Origin of the sequence: Mesorhizobium kowhaii (assembly GCF_042431665.1) — a bacterium.
Lineage (GTDB): Bacteria > Pseudomonadota > Alphaproteobacteria > Rhizobiales > Rhizobiaceae > Mesorhizobium > Mesorhizobium kowhaii.
Window position 1 is genome coordinate 331,529 of the sequence record NZ_JBHLYT010000005.1, and the last position, 17,417, is coordinate 348,945.

Below are 17,417 nucleotides of genomic sequence, written 5' to 3' on the forward strand. Positions count from 1 at the left end.
CCCAAAAGCATGAGCCTCGTCAAGAAATTCGCAACGGTCGCTTCCGGCACGCTGATGAGCCGCGCACTCGGCTTCGGCCGCGAGATGCTGATGGCGGCGGCGCTGGGCACCGGACCGGTCGCCGACGCCTTCAACGCCGCCTTCCAGTTTCCCAATACCTTTCGCCGGCTGTTCGCCGAGGGCGCCTTCAACGCCGCCTTCGTGCCGCTGTTCGCCAAGGAGATCGAGACGCACGGCACCGACGGCGCCAAGCGCTTCTCCGAGGAGGTGTTCGGCGTCTTGTTCACGGCGCTGCTGGCACTAACCATCGTCATGGAACTGTCGATGCCGCTGATCGTGCGCTACCTGGTGGCGCCGGGTTTTGCCGGCACGCCGGGGAAATTCGACACCACGGTGACGCTGGCGACGATCATGTTCCCCTACCTGATCTGCATGTCGCTGGGCGCCATGATGGCGGGCATGCTGAATTCGCTGCGCCGCTATTTCGCGGCAGCGGTGGCGCCGGTGTTCCTCAACATCATCCTGATCGGCGTGCTCGCCTATGCCTGGTACAAGGGCTCGGATGCACTCACCGTCGGCTACGGGCTGTCCTGGGGCGTGCTGGCCGCCGGACTGGTGCAGCTGGCAATCGTCTGGGTGGCGGTGCGCCATGCCGGCATCTCGATCGGTTTCCGCCGTCCGAAAATGACGCCCGCGGTCAAGCGGCTGCTGATCCTGGCGCTGCCGGCGGCGATCACTGGCGGCATCACCCAGATCAACCAGTTGATCGGCACGGCGATCGCCTCGGCGCAGAACAGCGCGGTGTCCTCGCTCGCCTATGCCGACCGCATCTACCAGTTGCCGCTCGGCGTGGTCGGGGTCGCGGTCGCGATCGTGCTGTTGCCTGAACTGTCGCGGGCGCTGAAGTCGGGCAATCTGATCGAGGCGGCCAACCTGCAGAACCGCTCGGTCGAGTTCACGCTGTTCCTCACCCTTCCGGCCGCCGCCGCACTCTGGGTGATGTCGGAGCCGATCGTGCGGCTGGTCTATGAGCGCGGCGCGTTTGCCGCCAACGGCTCGACCCCGACGGTGGCGGCGATCCTGGCGATCTTCGGCCTCGGCCTGCCGGCCTTCGTGCTGATCAAGGCATTCACCCCAGGCTATTTCGCCCGCGAGGACACGCGCACGCCGATGATCTTTGCCGCCATCTCGGTGGCAGTGAACGTCACCACGGCGCTGACGCTGTTTCCGGAAATGGGCGCGCCCGGCATCGCCGTCGCCTCGGCCGTCGCCGGCTGGGTCAACGCGCTGATGCTGCTCGGCGTGTTGATCCGGCGCGGCCATTGGGGCCGCGACGTGCCGCTGATGAAACGCATTCCGCGGCTGGTGCTGTCGGCGATCGTGATGGGAGCGGCGCTTTATTTTGCCGAGCATTGGTTCGCCGTCAGGCTCGGCCGGGGTGCGCCACTGGTCGTCAAGGCGACCACGCTTCTGGCACTCGTCGCCGGCGGGGCGCTGCTCTACTTCATCACCGCCTTCGCCACCGGCGGCGCCGATTTCGGCATGATCCGGCGCAACGTCAAGCGTGGAACGGGGAAAGCGGCGCCACCGGCCCCGAAGGCCAACCCGGACGAGTAGACTGGGTAACTCGACGGCAAAACCGGTCTTGATCGGATCCTCGTGTTCGTCCATAAGCGCGCCGTCGCAAGACTTTCGCCGCGCGCGAAACGGCCCTCCACAAGCCAAGGGAACAACCATGACCGCCTTCAAGCCACTCGTCTTTTCCGGCGTCCAGCCGACCGGCAATCTGCATCTCGGCAACTACCTCGGCGCCATCAAGAAATTCGTCGCCCTACAGGAAACCTCCGACTGCATCTATTGCGTCGTCGACCTGCATTCGCTGACGGCACAGCTCGTCTATGAAGACCTCGCCGACCAGACGCGGTCGATCACCGCGGCGTTCCTGGCCTCCGGCATCGACCCGAAGAAGCACATCGTCTTCAACCAGTCGCGGGTCATGCAGCATGCAGAGCTCGCCTGGATCTTCAATTGCGTGGCGCGCATAGGCTGGATGAACCGCATGACGCAGTTCAAGGACAAGGCCGGCAAGGACCGCGAGAACGCCTCGCTCGGCCTGCTTGCCTATCCGAGCCTGATGGCTGCCGACATTCTGCTCTATCGCGCCACCCACGTCCCGGTGGGCGAGGACCAGAAGCAGCACCTGGAGCTGACCCGCGACATCGCGCAGAAGTTCAACAACGACTTTTCGGACCGCATCGCAGCCCTTGGCATCGGCGTCGAGATGCAGGTCGGCGAGGAGACCGTCAACGGCTATTTCCCGCTGACCGAGCCGGTGATCGGCGGGCCGGCGGCGCGCATCATGTCACTGCGCGACGGCTCGAAGAAGATGTCGAAGTCGGACCCGTCGGACCTGTCGCGCATCAATCTGACCGACGATGCCGACGCCATCTCGAAGAAGATCCGCAAGGCCAAGACCGACCCGGAAGCGTTGCCGAGCGAGCTGGACGGTCTGGCCAGCCGGCCCGAGGCGGAAAACCTGGTCGGCATCTATGCGGGTCTCGCCGAAATGTCGAAGGCCGACGTGCTGAAAGAGTTCGCCGGTCAGCAGTTTTCGGTGTTCAAGCCGGCGCTGGCCGACCTTGCGGTGGAGAAGCTGGCGCCGATCGCCAGCGAGATGCGCCGCATTTCCGATGACCGCGCCTATGTCGACGCGGTGCTGAGGGATGGCGGCGAGCGCGCCGGCGTGCTGGCCGAAGCGACGATGAAGACGGTGCGCGACATCATCGGACTGCTGCAGGGCTGATCCCAACGTCGGGTGCACTGCACCAACACTGGACAAGGCCGGCGGCTTGCCGCCGGTCGATGGCAGTGGCAGATTGCGGCCGCAATGACACCGGGTATGTAGACATGGTCTCCAAACGCCTCAGCCGCGAAGCCGGCCATCGCCGCAAGTTCCTGGCGATCATCGACGACACGCCGGAGTGCGAGCGCGCCGTCGCCTACGCCTCGAAGCGGGCGCAGAGCACCAGCGGCATGCTGGTGCTGCTCTATGTCATCGAGCCGGACGATTTCCAGCACTGGCTGGGTGTCGAGAAGATCATGCGCGAGGAGGCAAACGCCACGGCGCGCGCCGCGCTTGACAGTTACGCCAACAAGGTGCGCCAGAAGCTCGGCATCGAGCCGGAAATGGTGGTGCGCGAAGGCAAGCCGACGGAAGAGATCCACAAGCTGATCGAGGAAGACCAGGACATCGCCATCCTGGTGCTGGCCGCCGGCGCCGGCAAGGAAGGCCCCGGACCGCTGGTCGGCGCCGTGGCCGGCAAGGGTGCCGCCTTCCCGATCCCGGTGACCGTGGTGCCTCAGAACCTGTCAGACGAGGAGATCGACAGTCTCGCCTGAGGTGTGCTGGTATTCAGGTGATGCCGGCCTGCAAACGGCGATTTCCTGCGCTTCCGGTGCTCACGTACTTCAAGTACGCTCCGCTCCGGTTCTCGGAAACCACCGTTTTCGACTCGGCCTGACCTGAATCTCAACACACCTCAAAGCGCATCGCAGGAACCTCGCAAAAACATTCCGCCAGCCAGCCGTTCCGGCGACGCGTTTCGCTTGAATGTCCAGCCAATAGAGCCTATTTAGAACTATTCCAAACTGGTTGCCCGAAACGGGCACGGAGACGGCCATGTTCATCCAGACCGAATCGACGCCAAACCCGACGACGCTGAAATTCCTGCCCGGCAAGGAAGTGCTTCTGGAAGGCACCGCCGATTTCCGCGATGCCGACAGCGCCGCCACCGCGTCGCCGCTGGCTGGCCGGCTGTTCGAGATTCCCGGCGTTACCGGTGTTTTCTTCGGCTACGACTTCATCACCGTGACCAAGGACGGCCCCGACTGGCAGCATCTGAAGCCGGCGATCCTCGGCGCCATCATGGAGCATTTCATGTCCGGCGCGCCTGTCATGGCCAAGGCCGGCCCTGCCGCCGAGACCAGCCTGACCGGTGAGTTCTACGACAAAGCCGACGAGGAACTCGTCATCACCATCAAGGAACTGCTCGACACGCGGGTGCGCCCGGCGGTCGCCCAGGACGGCGGCGACATCACCTTCCGCGGCTTCGAGAACGGCACGGTCTTCCTGCACATGAAGGGCGCCTGCGCCGGCTGCCCGTCATCGACGGCGACGCTGAAGCACGGCATCCAGAATCTTCTGCGCCACTTCGTGCCGGAAGTGCAGCAGGTCGAACAGGTCTCCTGATCGTTCGGCCGGCCGCTTTGCCGGCAAAACAGATTCAATCAAGCGCAAAAAACGGGCGCAAAAACAAAAAACCGGGCCAAATTGCCCGGTTTTCTGTTTGGGACGTCCGTTGTTGCCTAGACGGTCCGCGTATGAAAGGCGTCTCTATCTGATCATGATTTCTCCGAAAACCGGTACCAGTTTTCGGGATCATGGTCTAAAGAACAATGACCTTGGCGCCCACTGAGGTGCGGTCGTAAAGGTCGATAATATCCTGGTTCATCAGGCGGATGCAGCCTGACGACATTGCCTTGCCGATGGAATTCCACTCCGGGCTGCCATGCAGGCGATAGCCCATGTCGCCACCCTTGTTGAACAGATACATGGCGCGTGCGCCGAGCGGGTTCTTAAGGCCCGGCTCCATGCCGTCGGCAAACTTGGCCAGTTCCGGCTGGCGTTTGATCATCTGCGAAGGCGGCGTCCAGGTCGGCCATTCGCGCTTCAGCGCGATATGGGCAGTGCCGTGCCATTCAAAGCCTTCGCGACCGACGCCGATGCCGTAGCGCATCGCCAGGCCATCACCCTCGACGAAGTACAGAAACTTGTTCTGCGTATCGACGATGATGGTGCCCGGCTTTTCCTTGGTGTCGTAGTCCACCTCTTGCCGATGGTACTTCATCGGCACTTTCTCGATCGGGATGCGCGGCAGCTGGTAACCGGCGTCGGTGACCGCGCCATAGTTGTTGGAGAACAACTGCGAGCCGATGGTGCTGCAACCGGCGATAGCAGTGGAAAGCGCCAGTGCGGCGACGATAGCAAACGACTTCATGCGCATCAAATGATCCGGTGCCCCGCCCCAACTTCAGCGGCACGAGTCGGCCGCTTTCTCACCATCATTCATGCTGGCATTTGCTTTGCTTGCCAAGCACGCGATGCCTATATGCAGGGGCTTACGCATCGGTATGCGCATCACTATGGCATTTCGGCAACAGGCCTCACAGGATTGTAAAGGAAATTCAATGGCCCCGTCCGCAAGCCCATTAAAAATCAAGGAAAATCGTCATGAATGTCGGTGACGCCGCCCATCATTCAGGCCTGCCGGCCAAGACCATCCGCTACTATGAAGAGATCGGCCTGATCGCCCCTGCGCGCGCCGCCAACGGCTACCGCGACTATTCCGGCGACGACATCCACCGGCTCGCCTTTCTGCGCCGTGCGCGCAACCTCGGCTTTTCCATCGACGATTGCCGCCAGCTGATGGCGCTCTACAAGGATCGCAGCCGCGCCAGCCATGACGTGCGCGAGATCGCCGCCGCCCATGTCAGGGCGATCGAGGAGAAGGTGCGCGAATTGCAGTCGATGCGTTCGACCCTGCAGACGCTGATCCACGCCTGCCACGGCGACGAAAGACCGGACTGCCCGATACTGGATGATATGGCGGGGGCGGTGTTGCCCAGGGACAAGGATGTTTCGACGGCCGCATAGGAACCGTGCGCCGACGGGCGCGGAGGCGGCTTGTCCACGGTTGCGACACCGCCGGTGTTGCCGAACAGTATCAGAAATTCAAGGAAGCCGCTCGCAAGCTGGAAACCGACCAGTCAGAGCCCTTTGACCGCGTGTTGAAGAAGGTGGTGAAGTCGCAGCCGCCTAAGGAAGACGGTGCCCAAACCGTCAGAATAGTTGAACGGACGGCTGGGTACCCGCCAATAGGCTTAGTTGCGCAATTGCTAATATGCCCATAGTTTAGGCAGCGCGGGGGACGTCCAAACCAAAGCCCGCAGTGACCGGTGCGGCCCCGCATCCCCAAGATAGCCCCAGCCGCACCGGTCATCCGGGGTTTCAAGTCGCTTCGCGCCGACGTTCTCTTTGTTTTTCAAGGAACCGCTTGGCGTGTTCCGCCCAATCATCTGCCGTGATCTTATGTTCCTGAACAGACTTTCCGAAAGCCTTGCGCAGAGCGTCAAGGTCAAAGGCCCACAGTTGTTCGCCTTCGTTGCTGTTCGATGTCGCGTCACCCATCCCCATGGAAGCGACGATATGCTCCGCAAGTTCAGGCTTTCAAGGACCAATACCTGACTTCTTTTGGGTGCATCTGGGACAGGACCGGTGAAGCAGACCCTAGGCAGGTGGAATAGAGTAAAATCCCAAAGCGATAGCCATCTTCATTTCCAACCAAAACGCCCCGACAAGAACCAAGAAGAATAGGCGGAAGAGAAATTTCCGGCTGACCCTTTCATGCACGAGCAGGCAAACGACAATTGCAATCCCTGCAGCAGCAGCCATGAGCAGATTAATCGCAACACTTTGCGAAAACATAGTTCCCCTCCCCAGTAGGAACTGCATTCATAGCGCAATACGGCCCGCCTTGTGGAGAGGTGGACCGCTGCAATTCCTCTACAGCTGGGTAGCGCTCTAGTATCTAATATCCCTAATGTATGGAACGCGCGGCGTCCGTTTGAAGAACCAACCGTGATTTCACATAAGGCGGCTACGCCTTTTTGGATGGGCGGATCTACCACAATCGCAGGGTGTAGCCATTCCCCTACGGCTGGATAGCGCCTACGAGGCCGTCATTGAGAAAAATGATTACCCCGTCGACTGGCCCGGGGGAAACCACGTCGGTTGTATGACCCTTCCCTCGCGTATCTGACATGAACCACGCTGTCCCAGGTTCAATCATCCGGCTTGTACCGTCACTGGCTGTCACCTTGAGCATACCCGACAGGCAAAAGAATATCTGGCTACGGGGAGAAGGATGTCGTTCGCCAGTCCATCCGGCGGGCAAACGCATTACGACATAACCCGAAGCGTCAGTAGCGGAAGAAACCAGCACTGCTGGTGCTGGCGGTGCAAAAATCTTGAGTTCCAGCGGTACATCGCTGTCATCGAAGTGGCTTTCACCAGCTGCATCCTCGGTCAGCCGGGTTACTCGACGCGACGCTGTCATCTGCCGCCCCCCTCTGCGCTAGAGAGTATAGGCTACGTCTCTTCTCTCATGTCAGCAAGATGGCCCGCCTTGTGGAGGGGCGGGCCTTGTAGCGCTCGCTCCACAGTGTTTTGCAGGTTGGGTTTGTCAACCGTATAATCGCCCCCATAAAGCAGGTTCAAACCGTGAACAAAATCTGGCATGGTGCCGCCATGCCAATCATCTCGCCGATTCTGCAAAACCCGCTCATCGACGGTCGCCAGTCGGAACGCGCCATGCTGGTGCGGCGTGGCGTGCAGCGGCTTTTGAGGGAAATGGGCGCGCATGTGCTGCCCGAACTGTCACTGGCCACCGGCCGCCGTGCCGACCTCGTCGCGCTGACGCGGCAGGGCGACATCTGGATCATCGAGATCAAGTCGTCGATCGAAGATTTCCGGGTCGACCGCAAATGGCCCGACTACCGGCTGCATTCCGACCGCTTCTTCTTCGCCACCCATCCCGGCGTGCCCTCGGAGATTTTTCCGGAAGAATGCGGCTTCATCCTCTCCGACGGCTACGGCGCCGAAATCCTGCGCGATGCGCCGGAGCACCGCATGGCGGCGGCAACGCGCAAGGCGCTGATGCTGCGGATCGCGCGGGCCGGGGCTTCCCGGCTGCTGGCGGCTGAGCTTGCCGGGGTGTCGGTGCCTGCGCTGGAGGGTGAGAGCGAGTAGCGGCTGCTTTTGCAGAACCTGGGTTCCTCGCCCCACGGAGTGGGGAGAGGTGGCCCAGAGCTGCGGGCAACCCTACTCCTCGCTCTCCTCCATCCCACCAGCAGCCGGCGCCATCAGAAGTACGGCGGCGCCAAGGAGGGCGGCGATGAAGGAGCCGGCAAGGATGCCGACCTTGACCGCGTCCTGGAGTGCTGCGTCGCTGGCGAAGGCGAGCAGGCCGATGAACAGGCTCATGGTGAAGCCGATCCCGCACAGCAGCGAGATGCCGATCATGTGCGACCAGCCGGCATGGGCCGGCAGGTCGGCAAAGCCCAGCCGGATGGCAAGCGCTGAAGAGCCGAACACGCCGACCAGCTTGCCGACGACGAGGCCGGCGGCGACACCCAGCGTCAACGGCTCGATCAGCGCGCCGACGCTCAGGCCGGCGAGCGAAACGCCGGCATTGGCAAAGCCGAAGATCGGGATGACGACAAAGGGCACTATTCTGTGCAGGCCGTGCTCGAGCCGGTGCAGCGGCGAATGGTCGAGATCGTGGCTGATCCCGGCGGAGCGTTCGAGCGGAATGGTCAACGCCAGCGCCACGCCGGCAAGCGTCGCATGCACACCCGATTTCAGCACCAGCACCCACAGGATGACGCCGAGCACGAGATAGGGCAGCAGCGTCATCACCCGCATGCGGTTGAGCACGACGAGCACGGCAATGACGGCGAAGGCAGCACCAAGGTAAGCGAGCGACAGGCCGCTGGTGTAGAAGATGGCGATGATGATGACGGCGCCGAGATCATCGATGATGGCCAGCGCGGTGAGGAAAACCTTCAGCGAGGCCGGCACGCGACTGCCGAGCAGCGACAGCACGCCGAGCGCGAAGGCGATGTCGGTGGCGGTCGGGATCGCCCAGCCGGACAGGGCCGCCGTATTGTCGCGGTTGATCGCGACATAGACGAGCGCCGGAACCACCATGCCGCCGGCCGCGGCAATGCCGGGCAGCGCGCGCCTCGGCCAGGTCGAGAGCTGGCCGTCCAGCATCTCGCGCTTGATCTCCAGCCCGACGAGCAGGAAGAACACCGCCATCAGCCCGTCATTGACCCAGTGCGAGACGCTGAGCGGACCGAGATAGGCGTGAAGAGCGGAGAAATAGGTTTCGGAGAGCGACGAGTTGGCGACAATCAGAGCCAGGGCTGCTGCCGCCATCAGGATGATGCCGCCGGCCGCCTCGCTATCGAGAAATTCGCGGAAGACGGAAACCGGCCGCTGCTTCAAGTCCTGCATGTCGCCTCCGTCATGCCGCCTGCCGGCCGGCGTCATTCGCAATGATGCGCAACCTCCGGCAGCCCGACAAGTGCCAGACTGTGCTCCGCGCCTTTAGAGGCTGTTTCGAAATTCGCTCTGGCGAGTCATATGGTGGCGGTTTCGAGAACCGGAGCGGAGCGGACATTTGGGTCCGTGAGCACCGGAAGCGCAGAAAACGCCATCAGATGGCCGCCAGAGTAGGATTTCCAAACGGTCTCTCAGCGCGGCGCGCGCTTGGCCAATATCCGCTGCAAGGTGCGGCGATGCATGTTGAGCCGGCGCGCCGTCTCGGAGACATTGCGCTCGCACATTTCATAGACGCGCTGGATATGCTCCCAGCGGACGCGATCGGCCGACATCGGGTTTTCCGGGGGTGCCGCACGCTCGCCGGCGGTCCGGGTGAGCGCGGCAAAGATGTCGTCGGCGTCGGCCGGCTTGGAGAGGTAATCGACCGCACCGAGCTTCACCGCCGTCACCGCCGTGGCGATGTTGCCGTAGCCGGTCAGGATGATGGTGCGGGAATCGTCGCGCTTCTCGCGGATCGCGGCAACCACGTCGAGGCCGTTGCCGTCGCCGAGCCGCATGTCGACCACGGCATAGGCGGGCGGGTTGGCGCGCGCCTTGGCAACCGCCTCCTCGACGCTCTCGGCCGTCTCGACCACGAAGCCCCTAGTTTCCATGGCACGGGCCAAACGCGTGAGGAACGGCTTGTCGTCATCGACGATGAGCAGCGAGGTGTCCTCGCCTTCAACCATTGCGCCAATATTTTCGTCGCCTGTCATAGTCTCAAAATTCCTGCTGCCTTAATTTTACGCAGATATAGTTCCTGAGCCTGATTGTCCAATTTTTCGAGCCCTTGCAAGGCGCTCAGGCGGTGTCGAACATACTGGCCGAGGTGATTTCTGGATTGAGGAACACGCCGCGCGGCCACGATATCTGTACCACGGCGCCCTCGCCCAGGCCGCTCGAATTGCGGAAATCGAGCGTCGCGCCCGAGCGTTCGAGCAGCGTCTTGGCGATGAACAGCCCCAGGCCCAGGCCGCCGCCGGCTTCCGTGCCCTGGCGCGTCGACATGTAGGGCTCGCCGATACGGTCGATGATCTCGGCGGGAAAGCCCGGCCCGTCATCGATGATCGAGAAGGCCACAGTGGTGTCGTCCCAGCTCCAGCGCACGGTGACGCTCTTGCGGGCGAAATCGACGGCGTTCTCGACCAGATTGCCGAGGCCGTAGATGACGCCCGGATTGCGGCGCCCGACGGGTTCGGGCCCGATGCGCTCGCCGGGGCGAAGCTTGATCGAGATGCCGAAGTCGCGATGCGGGGCGGTGACCTCCTCGACCAGCGAGGTCAGCGGCAGCCGGGAAAGATGCGCCTCGCCCTCGGACGACAGGCTGGTCAGGCGCTTGAGGATCTCACGGCAGCGCTCGCTCTGCGAGCGCAGCAGCTTCACGTCTTCGCCGTATTTCGGATCGTTGCCGAGCGCCTTTTCCATTTCCTTGACGACAAGGGTGATGGTGGCGAGCGGCGTGCCGAGCTCGTGCGCGGCGGCCGCCGCCAGCCCGTCGAGCGCCGAAAGGTGCTGCTCGCGCTGCAGCACCAGTTCGGTGGCGGCAAGCGCATTGGCCAGAAGCCGCGCTTCGGCGGCCACCCGGAAGGCGTATATGGCGGTGAAGGCGATAGAGGACAGCACCGCCATCCATATGCCGGCGACATAAATGAACGGCATCGCCAGCGGCGCGCCTTCATGCCAGGGCAACGGCAGATGGACAAAGACCAGCAAGGTCGCCGCCGTCATCACCAGTCCGCCGAGAATGGCGGTCAGGCGCAGGGGCAGCGATGTCGCCGAAATGACGACGGGCACGGTCATCAGCAGCGAGAACGGGTTGGTGAGGCCACCGGTCATGTAGAGCAGGCCGGCAAGCTGCAGACTGTCGAAGATGAGGATGCCGAAGGCCGCGAGCGGGGTGAGCCGATGCGCCGCCGGAAAGCGAAAGGCGAGAAACAGGTTCATCCAGGCCGAACAGGCGATCAAGGCGAAGCAGAGGCTGACCGGCAACGGGAACTTCAGGCCATAGGCGACGACGAGCACCGCCAGGCTCTGACCGACGATGGCAAGCCAGCGCAGCCTGATCAGCGTGTTGAGGCGCAGTCTCTGGCTCTGCTGGAAATCGGGCGAACGCAAAATATTGATCATGGCCATGAATTACAGCCGTGGGACGGCGAGCGCTAGTAGCGCTGCACCGCCGATCTGATGGTTGGAAGCCTCTTGGCGACCGAAATTCATCGTTCGTTTCGGTGGACTAAACATTCGGGGTTGGCCGAAGCTTCCCAACTTCGTCATCCACGGGCGGCGGAGCGGGAGCGAAGCGGACGCGCAGACCCGAGGATGACGAAGCGATGGGCGTTCGCGCCAAGGCATGCAGTTCATCGCTGTGAGCGATCCATCAAAATTGCTGCGTCGAGGACCTAGGTCCCGCGCGGTTTGGCGCGGGCGGTGGCGGCGGCGAGCAGCGGATTTTCCGGCCAGACATGCTTGGGATAGCGGCCGCGCATGTCGGCGCGCACATCGGTCCAGGAGCCGCGCCAGAAGCCGGGCAGGTCGCGCGTCGTCTGGATCGGCCGATGCGCCGGCGACAGCAGTTCGAGCGTCAGCGGCACGGTGCCGCCGGCGATCGCAGGATGGCGGTCGAGGCCGAACAGTTCCTGCACGCGAACCGCCAGCACCGGCCATTCGCCGTCATAGCGGATCGGCACATGGCTGCCCGACGGGGCGTCGAAATGGGTTGGCGCCAGCGTGTCGATCCTGCGCTGCAAGTCGTGCGGCACGAGCGTGGCCAGCCCGGCCGAAACGACACCCGGATCGATGGCGGCAAAGGATGCCGCGCCGGACAGGAACGGCAGCAGCCAGTCGTCGAGGCGCTCGATGAGGGCGGCATCCGCCATGTCAGGCCACGGCGCTCCCAGGCCGCGATGCAGCCAGGACAGCCGCTGGCGCAGCGTTTGCGTCTCCTTGCCCCAGGTCAGCAGCGACAGCCCATGCTCGCACACCGCATCGAGGATGGCGCGATCGGCGTCGGCGCCGGTTGGCGGTGGCAGCATGCGCTCGGAAAGCGTGATGGCGCCGAGGCGCACGGTTTCGCGCACGCGTACGGCGCGCTTGTCGCGGTCGAAGCTCGTCTGCCTGCGTGTTTCGATCCTGCCGGCAAGGGCTGTGCGGACATCGTCCTCGCCGATTGCCGCCGCCACCGTGATGCGCGCACTCTGCGCCTTGCCCTGCAGGTCGGCGACAACCAGAAAAGGCTCGCCCGCCAGCGGGTCGGCAGCGTCGAGCATGGCGCCGGAGCCGTTGGCCAGCACGAAACGGCCACGCTCACCGCGTGCCTTGGCGACGCGGTCGGGCCAGGCGTGGACGAGGAGGAGGCCGGCAGAAACGGTCTCACCGTTTTTCGCGCCACCGGTCTGCCTCGCCAGCCGTTCGGCAAGCTGGCGCGCGGCGGTGGCGCGTGGCGATCGCTCGGAGCGAAAGCGCATCAGCCGTCGCTCCAGATCGGCACCGTCGCCGCCAAGGCCACGCTCGGTGAGCAGCACGGCAAGCATGGCTGCCTCGTCGGCATGGCCGCTCCCGGCTGCCTCGGCGACCATATGCGCCAGCCGCACCGGCAGAGCGAGCTTGCGCATCGCCATGCCCGCTTGCGTCAGGCGCCCGGCCTCGTCGATGGCGTCGAGCGCGCGCAGCAACTGCCTTGCCTCGTTGAGCGCAGGCGCGGGCGGCGGATCGAGAAAGGCGAGGCTCGTCGGGTCGGCGACGCCGAAGGCGGCACAGTCGAGCAGCAGCCCGGACAGGTCGGCTTCGAGGATTTCAGGTGGCGTGAAGGCCGGGAGTGCCGCCGTCTGCTCGGCTCGCCACAGCCGCATGGCGACGCCAGGCTGCGTGCGCCCGGCACGGCCGGCGCGCTGGTCGGCGGAAGCCTTGCTGACGCGCACCGTTTCCAGCCGGGTGAGGCCGCTGGCCGGCTCGTAGCGCGGCAAGCGCGACAGGCCGGAATCGATGACGACGCGCACGCCGTCGATGGTGATGGAAGTCTCGGCGATAGAGGTCGCCAGCACCACCTTGCGACGGCCAGCCGGCGCCGGCTTGATCGCCGCGTCCTGCGCCTTGCCGTCGAGCATGCCGTAGAGCGGCACGAGGTCGACGTCGGCGCCTACCTTGCCGGCCAGCCGCTCGGCGGTGCGCTCGATCTCGCGCTGGCCGGGCAGGAAGGCAAGCACGCTGCCGCTCACGTCGGCAAGCGCCGAGCGGATCGCCTTGGCCATGGCGTCCTCGATGGTGGTGCCGGCCGGACGTTCGTCGTAGCGGACATCGACGGGGAAGGCGCGTCCCTCGCTCTCGATCACCGGCGCGCCCGATAGCAGTTTCGCGACACGCGCGCCGTCGAGCGTTGCCGACATCACCAGCACGCGCAGGTCCGGTCGCAGCGCGCCTTGCACATCGAGCGCCAGCGCCAGACCGAAATCGCCGTCGAGCGAGCGTTCGTGGAATTCGTCGAAGATCACCGCCGAAACGCCGGGCAGTTCGGGGTCGTCGAGAATCATCCGCGCCAGCACGCCTTCGGTGACGACCAGTATCCTGGTCTTGGCCGAGGTGCGGTTCTCCATGCGCATGGCGTAGCCGACGGTGGCGCCGGTCTCCTCGCCGACGAGTTCGGCCATGCGGCGGGCAGCGGCACGGGCGGCAAGCCGGCGCGGTTCGAGCAGAACGATCTTGCCGGCCCCCAGCCAGGGCGCATCGAGCAACGCCAGCGGCACCAGCGTCGTCTTGCCGGCGCCGGGTGGCGCCACCAGCACGGCGCTGTTGCCACGGCCGAGCGCTTCACTCAGCGCCGGCAGCACGGCGGATACGGGAAGCTCCGGCAGAGGTTTCGTGGTCATTGTTCCAGGAATGCGCTCATCAAATCGCGGCAGGCCGCTCCGTCCGCATATCAGCGGTCGCGGTGGCCATGCAACTTAGAGGCCGGGGCCGGTTCAAAGCCGGGTGCGGGAAAACGGGTTCCAGCGCACCGTGCCGAGCCGTGCTTCCTCGCGCACCATGGTCAGCAGGCCGGACCCACCAACGACCGCGAGGCCTACCAGCGACAGCCAGTCGGGGTATTCCTGGAAGAACATCGCGCCGAGGATCACCGCCCAGACGATCTGCGAATAATGCGTCGGCGCGATCCGGTTGGCGGGCGCATACTTGACCGCCAGGAGCTGCAGCAATTGCCCGCAAGCGGTGAAGGCACCGGACATTGCCAGCCACACCAGCTGCTTGCCGTCCGGGATGGTGAATGAGGTGGCGGCTGCACCAACGCCGTTGAACACCAGCCCGTAGCCGACCAGCACCCCCAGCATGGTCGTGCGCTTTTCCTGCTGTGCCAGGGAGCGCATCAGGATGACGCTGGCAGCGGCGAGGAAGGCAACGCCAAACGCGGCAAGATGGCCGAGATGCAGCTCACGAAACCCGGGCCGCACCACCAGCATGACGCCGGCAAAGCCGGCGACAACCGCCAGCCATCGCCACGGACCGACCTTCTCCTTGAGGATGAGTGTGGACAGGATGGTGACGCAGAGCGGCGCCAGAAAGACCAGCGCATAGACCTCCGCCAGCGGAATGGTGGTGAAGGCGTAGACGCTGAGCACGCCGGACGCGATGCCCGCCCAGGCGCGCGCCTGCACCGCCCAGGGCCTTTTGGTGCGCCAGAAATCGCGCCAGCGCTCGCCCGGCGGCCGCGTGAAGAAGAGGAAGAAGCCGGCAAACAAGGTTATGAAAAAGCCGATCTCAAAGATCGTGAGCTGCCCGCCCAGGCTTTTGACAACGGCATCGCTGCCCGAATAGCTTGCATAGGCGATCAGGGCGAGCAGAATTCCGTTCGTCACGTTTTTCCATTTCCGGGGAGAGAGACTTGAAAATATTGGCGCTCGGTGCGCATCCGGACGACATCGAGATATTCATGTTCGGTACGATGGCCGCCTATGCCGCGCAAGGCGCAGAACTGACTTTTGCTATCGCCACCGATGGGGCCAAGGGCGGTAAGGGTGATCCCGGCGTGCTTGCCCGGGCGCGGCGCGAGGAGGCGACACAAGCGGCAAGCCTGCTTGGGGCCGCGCCACGCTTTCTCGACTTCCCCGACGGCGCGCTGGTGGCCGACGCCGCGCTCATCGCGGCCCTGAAGGCGCTGATCGGCGAGGTCGGCCCTGATCTCGCAATCACCCACGCGCCGAACGACTATCACGGCGACCATCGCGCGCTGTCGGACGGCGTGCGCATCGCGGCTTCGTTCACGGTGCCGGTGCTGCATGCCGACACGCTCGGCGGCACCGGTTTTTCGCCAACGCATTATGTCGATATTTCCGCGCATGCCGACATCAAGGCCAAGGCGATCCGCATGCATCAGTCGCAGGACCCGGAACGGTTCGTCGACGGCGCGCGAACGCAGAACCTTTTTCGTTCAGGCCAGTGCAACGGCGCGCAGGGTTCGTTGGCCGAAGCCTTCCGCTTCGAGCCTATGTTTCCGTTCGCCGACATCCGCGCGCTGCTGCCACCGGCACCGGCGATCCGGCCGGTGATGGTGAGCACCAAACGGGTCGACTGAGAGCCGAGACGACCTTCAAGCCTGGTCGGGCTCGGCTTACGCGGCTTCGACAGTCCGACCGCGATCCACGCTTTTCCCAACGTTTTCAGACACCGGCGTGAGCATGCTGCGGCGCAGCAACGAATTCGCTTGCGTTGTTTAGTAAAAATTGCATCACTAAACAAATTACTAAACATCTGCAGCGCCGCCGCGCCGCCATGTTTGGGCCCCTGAGGAGAGGGGTTTAGGGCTCTTGAAACCGTCATCCGGACGCGTTTCGCAAATGGGAGGAAGGCATGAAATCGAGCTTGAAACTGGCGTTGGGACTGGCCTCGGCGATATCCGCGTCGACAGCCGCCTCGACCGTCGCGCACGCTGAAGACCTGACGCTGTGCTGGGCCGCTTGGGACCCGGCCAACGCGCTTGTCGAACTGTCCAAGGATTTCACCAAGGAGACCGGCATCGGCATGAAATTCGAATTCGTGCCGTGGACCAACTATGCCGATCGTTTCCTCAACGAGCTGAACTCGCACGGCAAGCTGTGCGACCTGATCATCGGCGACAGCCAGTGGATCGGCGGCGCCGCCGAGAACGGCCACTACGTCAAGCTGAACGACTTCTTCGACAAGGAGAAGATCAGCATGGACGACTTCGTGCCGGCAACCGTCGTCGGCTATTCGGAATGGCCGAAGAACACGCCGAACTACTGGGCGCTGCCGGCCATGGGCGACGTCGTCGGCTGGACCTACCGCAAGGACTGGTTCTCCAAGCCGGAGCTGCAGAAGGAATTCAAGGAGAAGTACGGCTGGGATCTCGGCCCGCCGACGACGTTCGACCAGCTGAAGCAGGTCGCCGAGTTCTTCCAGAAGCGGCAGATCGACGGCAAGACCGTCTATGGCGCCTCGATCTATACCGAGCGCGGCTCGGAAGGCATCACCATGGGCGCCATGGACGTGCTCTACAGCTACGGCTTCCAGTACGAGAACCCGAAGAAGCCCTACGAGATGGAAGGCTTCGTCAATTCCGACAAGTCGGTGAAGGGGCTGGAGTTCTACAAGGCGCTCTATGATTGCTGCACCCCTCCGGGCGCCTCGAACAGCTACATGGGCGAAGGCGTCGATGCCTTCAAATCCGGCCAGGTGGCGATGCACATGAACTTCGCCTTCACATGGCCGGGCCTGCAGAAGGACGAGAATGTCGGCGGCGACAAGATCGGTTACTTCGTCAACCCCAAGGGGCCTGACGGCGAGCAGTTCGCCCAGCTCGGCGGCCAGGGCATCTCCGTTGTGTCCTATTCCGACAAGCAGGAATCGGCGCTGAAATACATCAAGTGGTTCGCCAACAAGGATGTGCAGGCCAAGTGGTGGTCACTCGGCGGCTATTCCTGCCTCAACGCGGTGGTGAAGGATCCAAAGTTCCCGGCCAGCCAGCCCTATGCGCAGACCTTCCTCGACTCGATGGCCATCGTGAAGGACTTCTGGGCCGAGCCCAGCTACGCACCGCTGCTGCAGGCGTCGCAGAAGCGCTTCCATGACTATGTCGTCGCCGGCCAGGGTTCGGCCAAGGATGCCCTTGACGGCCTGGTCAAGGACTGGACGCAGGTCTTCGAGGACGACGGCAAAATGTAACCGGCTCCTCCCGAGCTAGGCCCAA

At 63.8% G+C, this 17,417-nt stretch carries 17 protein-coding genes; 8 read left to right on the top strand and 9 right to left on the bottom strand.

Annotated features, from left to right (window positions below; all coding sequences use genetic code 11):
* Window positions 1-9 precede the first annotated feature (9 nt).
* From murJ to ACFFNA_RS05100, 4 genes are all read left to right on the top strand, one after another.
* Window positions 10-1,617, top strand: coding sequence for a murein biosynthesis integral membrane protein MurJ (gene murJ, locus ACFFNA_RS05085; protein WP_111544822.1), 1,608 nt, complete (start codon window positions 10-12; stop codon window positions 1,615-1,617).
* 118 nt (window positions 1,618-1,735) lie between these two features.
* Complete coding sequence (gene trpS, locus ACFFNA_RS05090; protein WP_378916114.1) at window positions 1,736-2,803, top strand: tryptophan--tRNA ligase; 1,068 nt, start codon at window positions 1,736-1,738, stop codon at window positions 2,801-2,803.
* Between the two features lie 104 nt (window positions 2,804-2,907).
* A complete protein-coding gene (locus tag ACFFNA_RS05095) occupies window positions 2,908-3,399 on the top strand; it encodes a universal stress protein (protein ID WP_111544824.1) in 492 nt (163 codons plus the stop codon).
* A gap of 280 nt (window positions 3,400-3,679) precedes the next feature.
* Complete coding sequence (locus tag ACFFNA_RS05100; protein ID WP_111545404.1) at window positions 3,680-4,249, top strand: NifU family protein; 570 nt, start codon at window positions 3,680-3,682, stop codon at window positions 4,247-4,249.
* A 196-nt stretch (window positions 4,250-4,445) separates the two neighbouring features.
* Here ACFFNA_RS05100 and ACFFNA_RS05105 read toward each other — a convergent pair whose 3' ends face one another.
* A complete protein-coding gene (locus ACFFNA_RS05105; RefSeq protein WP_378916118.1) occupies window positions 4,446-5,063 on the bottom strand; it encodes a L,D-transpeptidase in 618 nt (205 codons plus the stop codon).
* A gap of 227 nt (window positions 5,064-5,290) precedes the next feature.
* On the opposite strand from ACFFNA_RS05105, the gene cueR reads away from it, so the two are divergent.
* Window positions 5,291-5,713, top strand: a complete 423-nt coding sequence (gene cueR, locus ACFFNA_RS05110) for a Cu(I)-responsive transcriptional regulator (protein ID WP_378916121.1) — start codon at window positions 5,291-5,293, stop codon at window positions 5,711-5,713.
* A 354-nt stretch (window positions 5,714-6,067) separates the two neighbouring features.
* Here cueR and ACFFNA_RS05115 read toward each other — a convergent pair whose 3' ends face one another.
* The 3 genes from ACFFNA_RS05115 to ACFFNA_RS05125 all read right to left on the bottom strand — a co-directional run bounded on the left by ACFFNA_RS05115 (window position 6,068) and on the right by ACFFNA_RS05125 (window position 7,175).
* On the bottom strand, window positions 6,068-6,253 hold the full coding sequence (locus tag ACFFNA_RS05115; RefSeq protein WP_378916124.1) for a hypothetical protein: 186 nt from the start codon (window positions 6,251-6,253) through the stop codon (window positions 6,068-6,070).
* Window positions 6,254-6,346: 93 nt separating this feature from the next.
* Window positions 6,347-6,544, bottom strand: coding sequence for a hypothetical protein (locus ACFFNA_RS05120; protein ID WP_378916127.1), 198 nt, complete (start codon window positions 6,542-6,544; stop codon window positions 6,347-6,349).
* Window positions 6,545-6,770: 226 nt separating this feature from the next.
* Window positions 6,771-7,175 carry a cupin domain-containing protein gene (locus ACFFNA_RS05125; protein WP_378916130.1) on the bottom strand — a complete coding sequence of 135 codons (405 nt, stop codon included), beginning with the start codon at window positions 7,173-7,175 and terminating at the stop codon, window positions 6,771-6,773.
* 191 nt (window positions 7,176-7,366) lie between these two features.
* Between ACFFNA_RS05125 and ACFFNA_RS05130 the strand changes: the two genes are divergently transcribed.
* Window positions 7,367-7,867: an MmcB family DNA repair protein gene (locus tag ACFFNA_RS05130; RefSeq protein ID WP_378916402.1), complete on the top strand. Its 501-nt coding sequence runs from the start codon at window positions 7,367-7,369 to the stop codon at window positions 7,865-7,867.
* 72 nt (window positions 7,868-7,939) lie between these two features.
* Here ACFFNA_RS05130 and nhaA read toward each other — a convergent pair whose 3' ends face one another.
* The 5 genes from nhaA to ACFFNA_RS05155 form a co-directional block, all read right to left on the bottom strand.
* Window positions 7,940-9,136 (bottom strand): Na+/H+ antiporter NhaA, encoded by a 1,197-nt coding sequence (gene nhaA, locus ACFFNA_RS05135; protein WP_378916133.1) that lies wholly within the window; start codon window positions 9,134-9,136, stop codon window positions 7,940-7,942.
* A gap of 239 nt (window positions 9,137-9,375) precedes the next feature.
* Window positions 9,376-9,939, bottom strand: a complete 564-nt coding sequence (locus tag ACFFNA_RS05140) for an ActR/PrrA/RegA family redox response regulator transcription factor (RefSeq protein ID WP_111544836.1) — start codon at window positions 9,937-9,939, stop codon at window positions 9,376-9,378.
* Window positions 9,940-10,024: 85 nt separating this feature from the next.
* Window positions 10,025-11,356: an ActS/PrrB/RegB family redox-sensitive histidine kinase gene (locus tag ACFFNA_RS05145; protein ID WP_111544837.1), complete on the bottom strand. Its 1,332-nt coding sequence runs from the start codon at window positions 11,354-11,356 to the stop codon at window positions 10,025-10,027.
* Window positions 11,357-11,622: 266 nt separating this feature from the next.
* On the bottom strand, window positions 11,623-14,085 hold the full coding sequence (hrpB, locus tag ACFFNA_RS05150; protein ID WP_378916138.1) for an ATP-dependent helicase HrpB: 2,463 nt from the start codon (window positions 14,083-14,085) through the stop codon (window positions 11,623-11,625).
* A gap of 93 nt (window positions 14,086-14,178) precedes the next feature.
* Window positions 14,179-15,069, bottom strand: coding sequence for a DMT family transporter (locus ACFFNA_RS05155; RefSeq protein WP_378916141.1), 891 nt, complete (start codon window positions 15,067-15,069; stop codon window positions 14,179-14,181).
* A 26-nt stretch (window positions 15,070-15,095) separates the two neighbouring features.
* Between ACFFNA_RS05155 and ACFFNA_RS05160 the strand changes: the two genes are divergently transcribed.
* Window positions 15,096-15,785 carry a PIG-L deacetylase family protein gene (locus ACFFNA_RS05160; RefSeq protein WP_378916144.1) on the top strand — a complete coding sequence of 230 codons (690 nt, stop codon included), beginning with the start codon at window positions 15,096-15,098 and terminating at the stop codon, window positions 15,783-15,785.
* Between the two features lie 275 nt (window positions 15,786-16,060).
* The gene (locus ACFFNA_RS05165) at window positions 16,061-17,392 is read left to right on the top strand and encodes an ABC transporter substrate-binding protein (RefSeq protein WP_111544842.1); all 1,332 of its coding nucleotides are present in this window, start codon (window positions 16,061-16,063) and stop codon (window positions 17,390-17,392) included.
* Window positions 17,393-17,417: the final 25 nt, after the last annotated feature.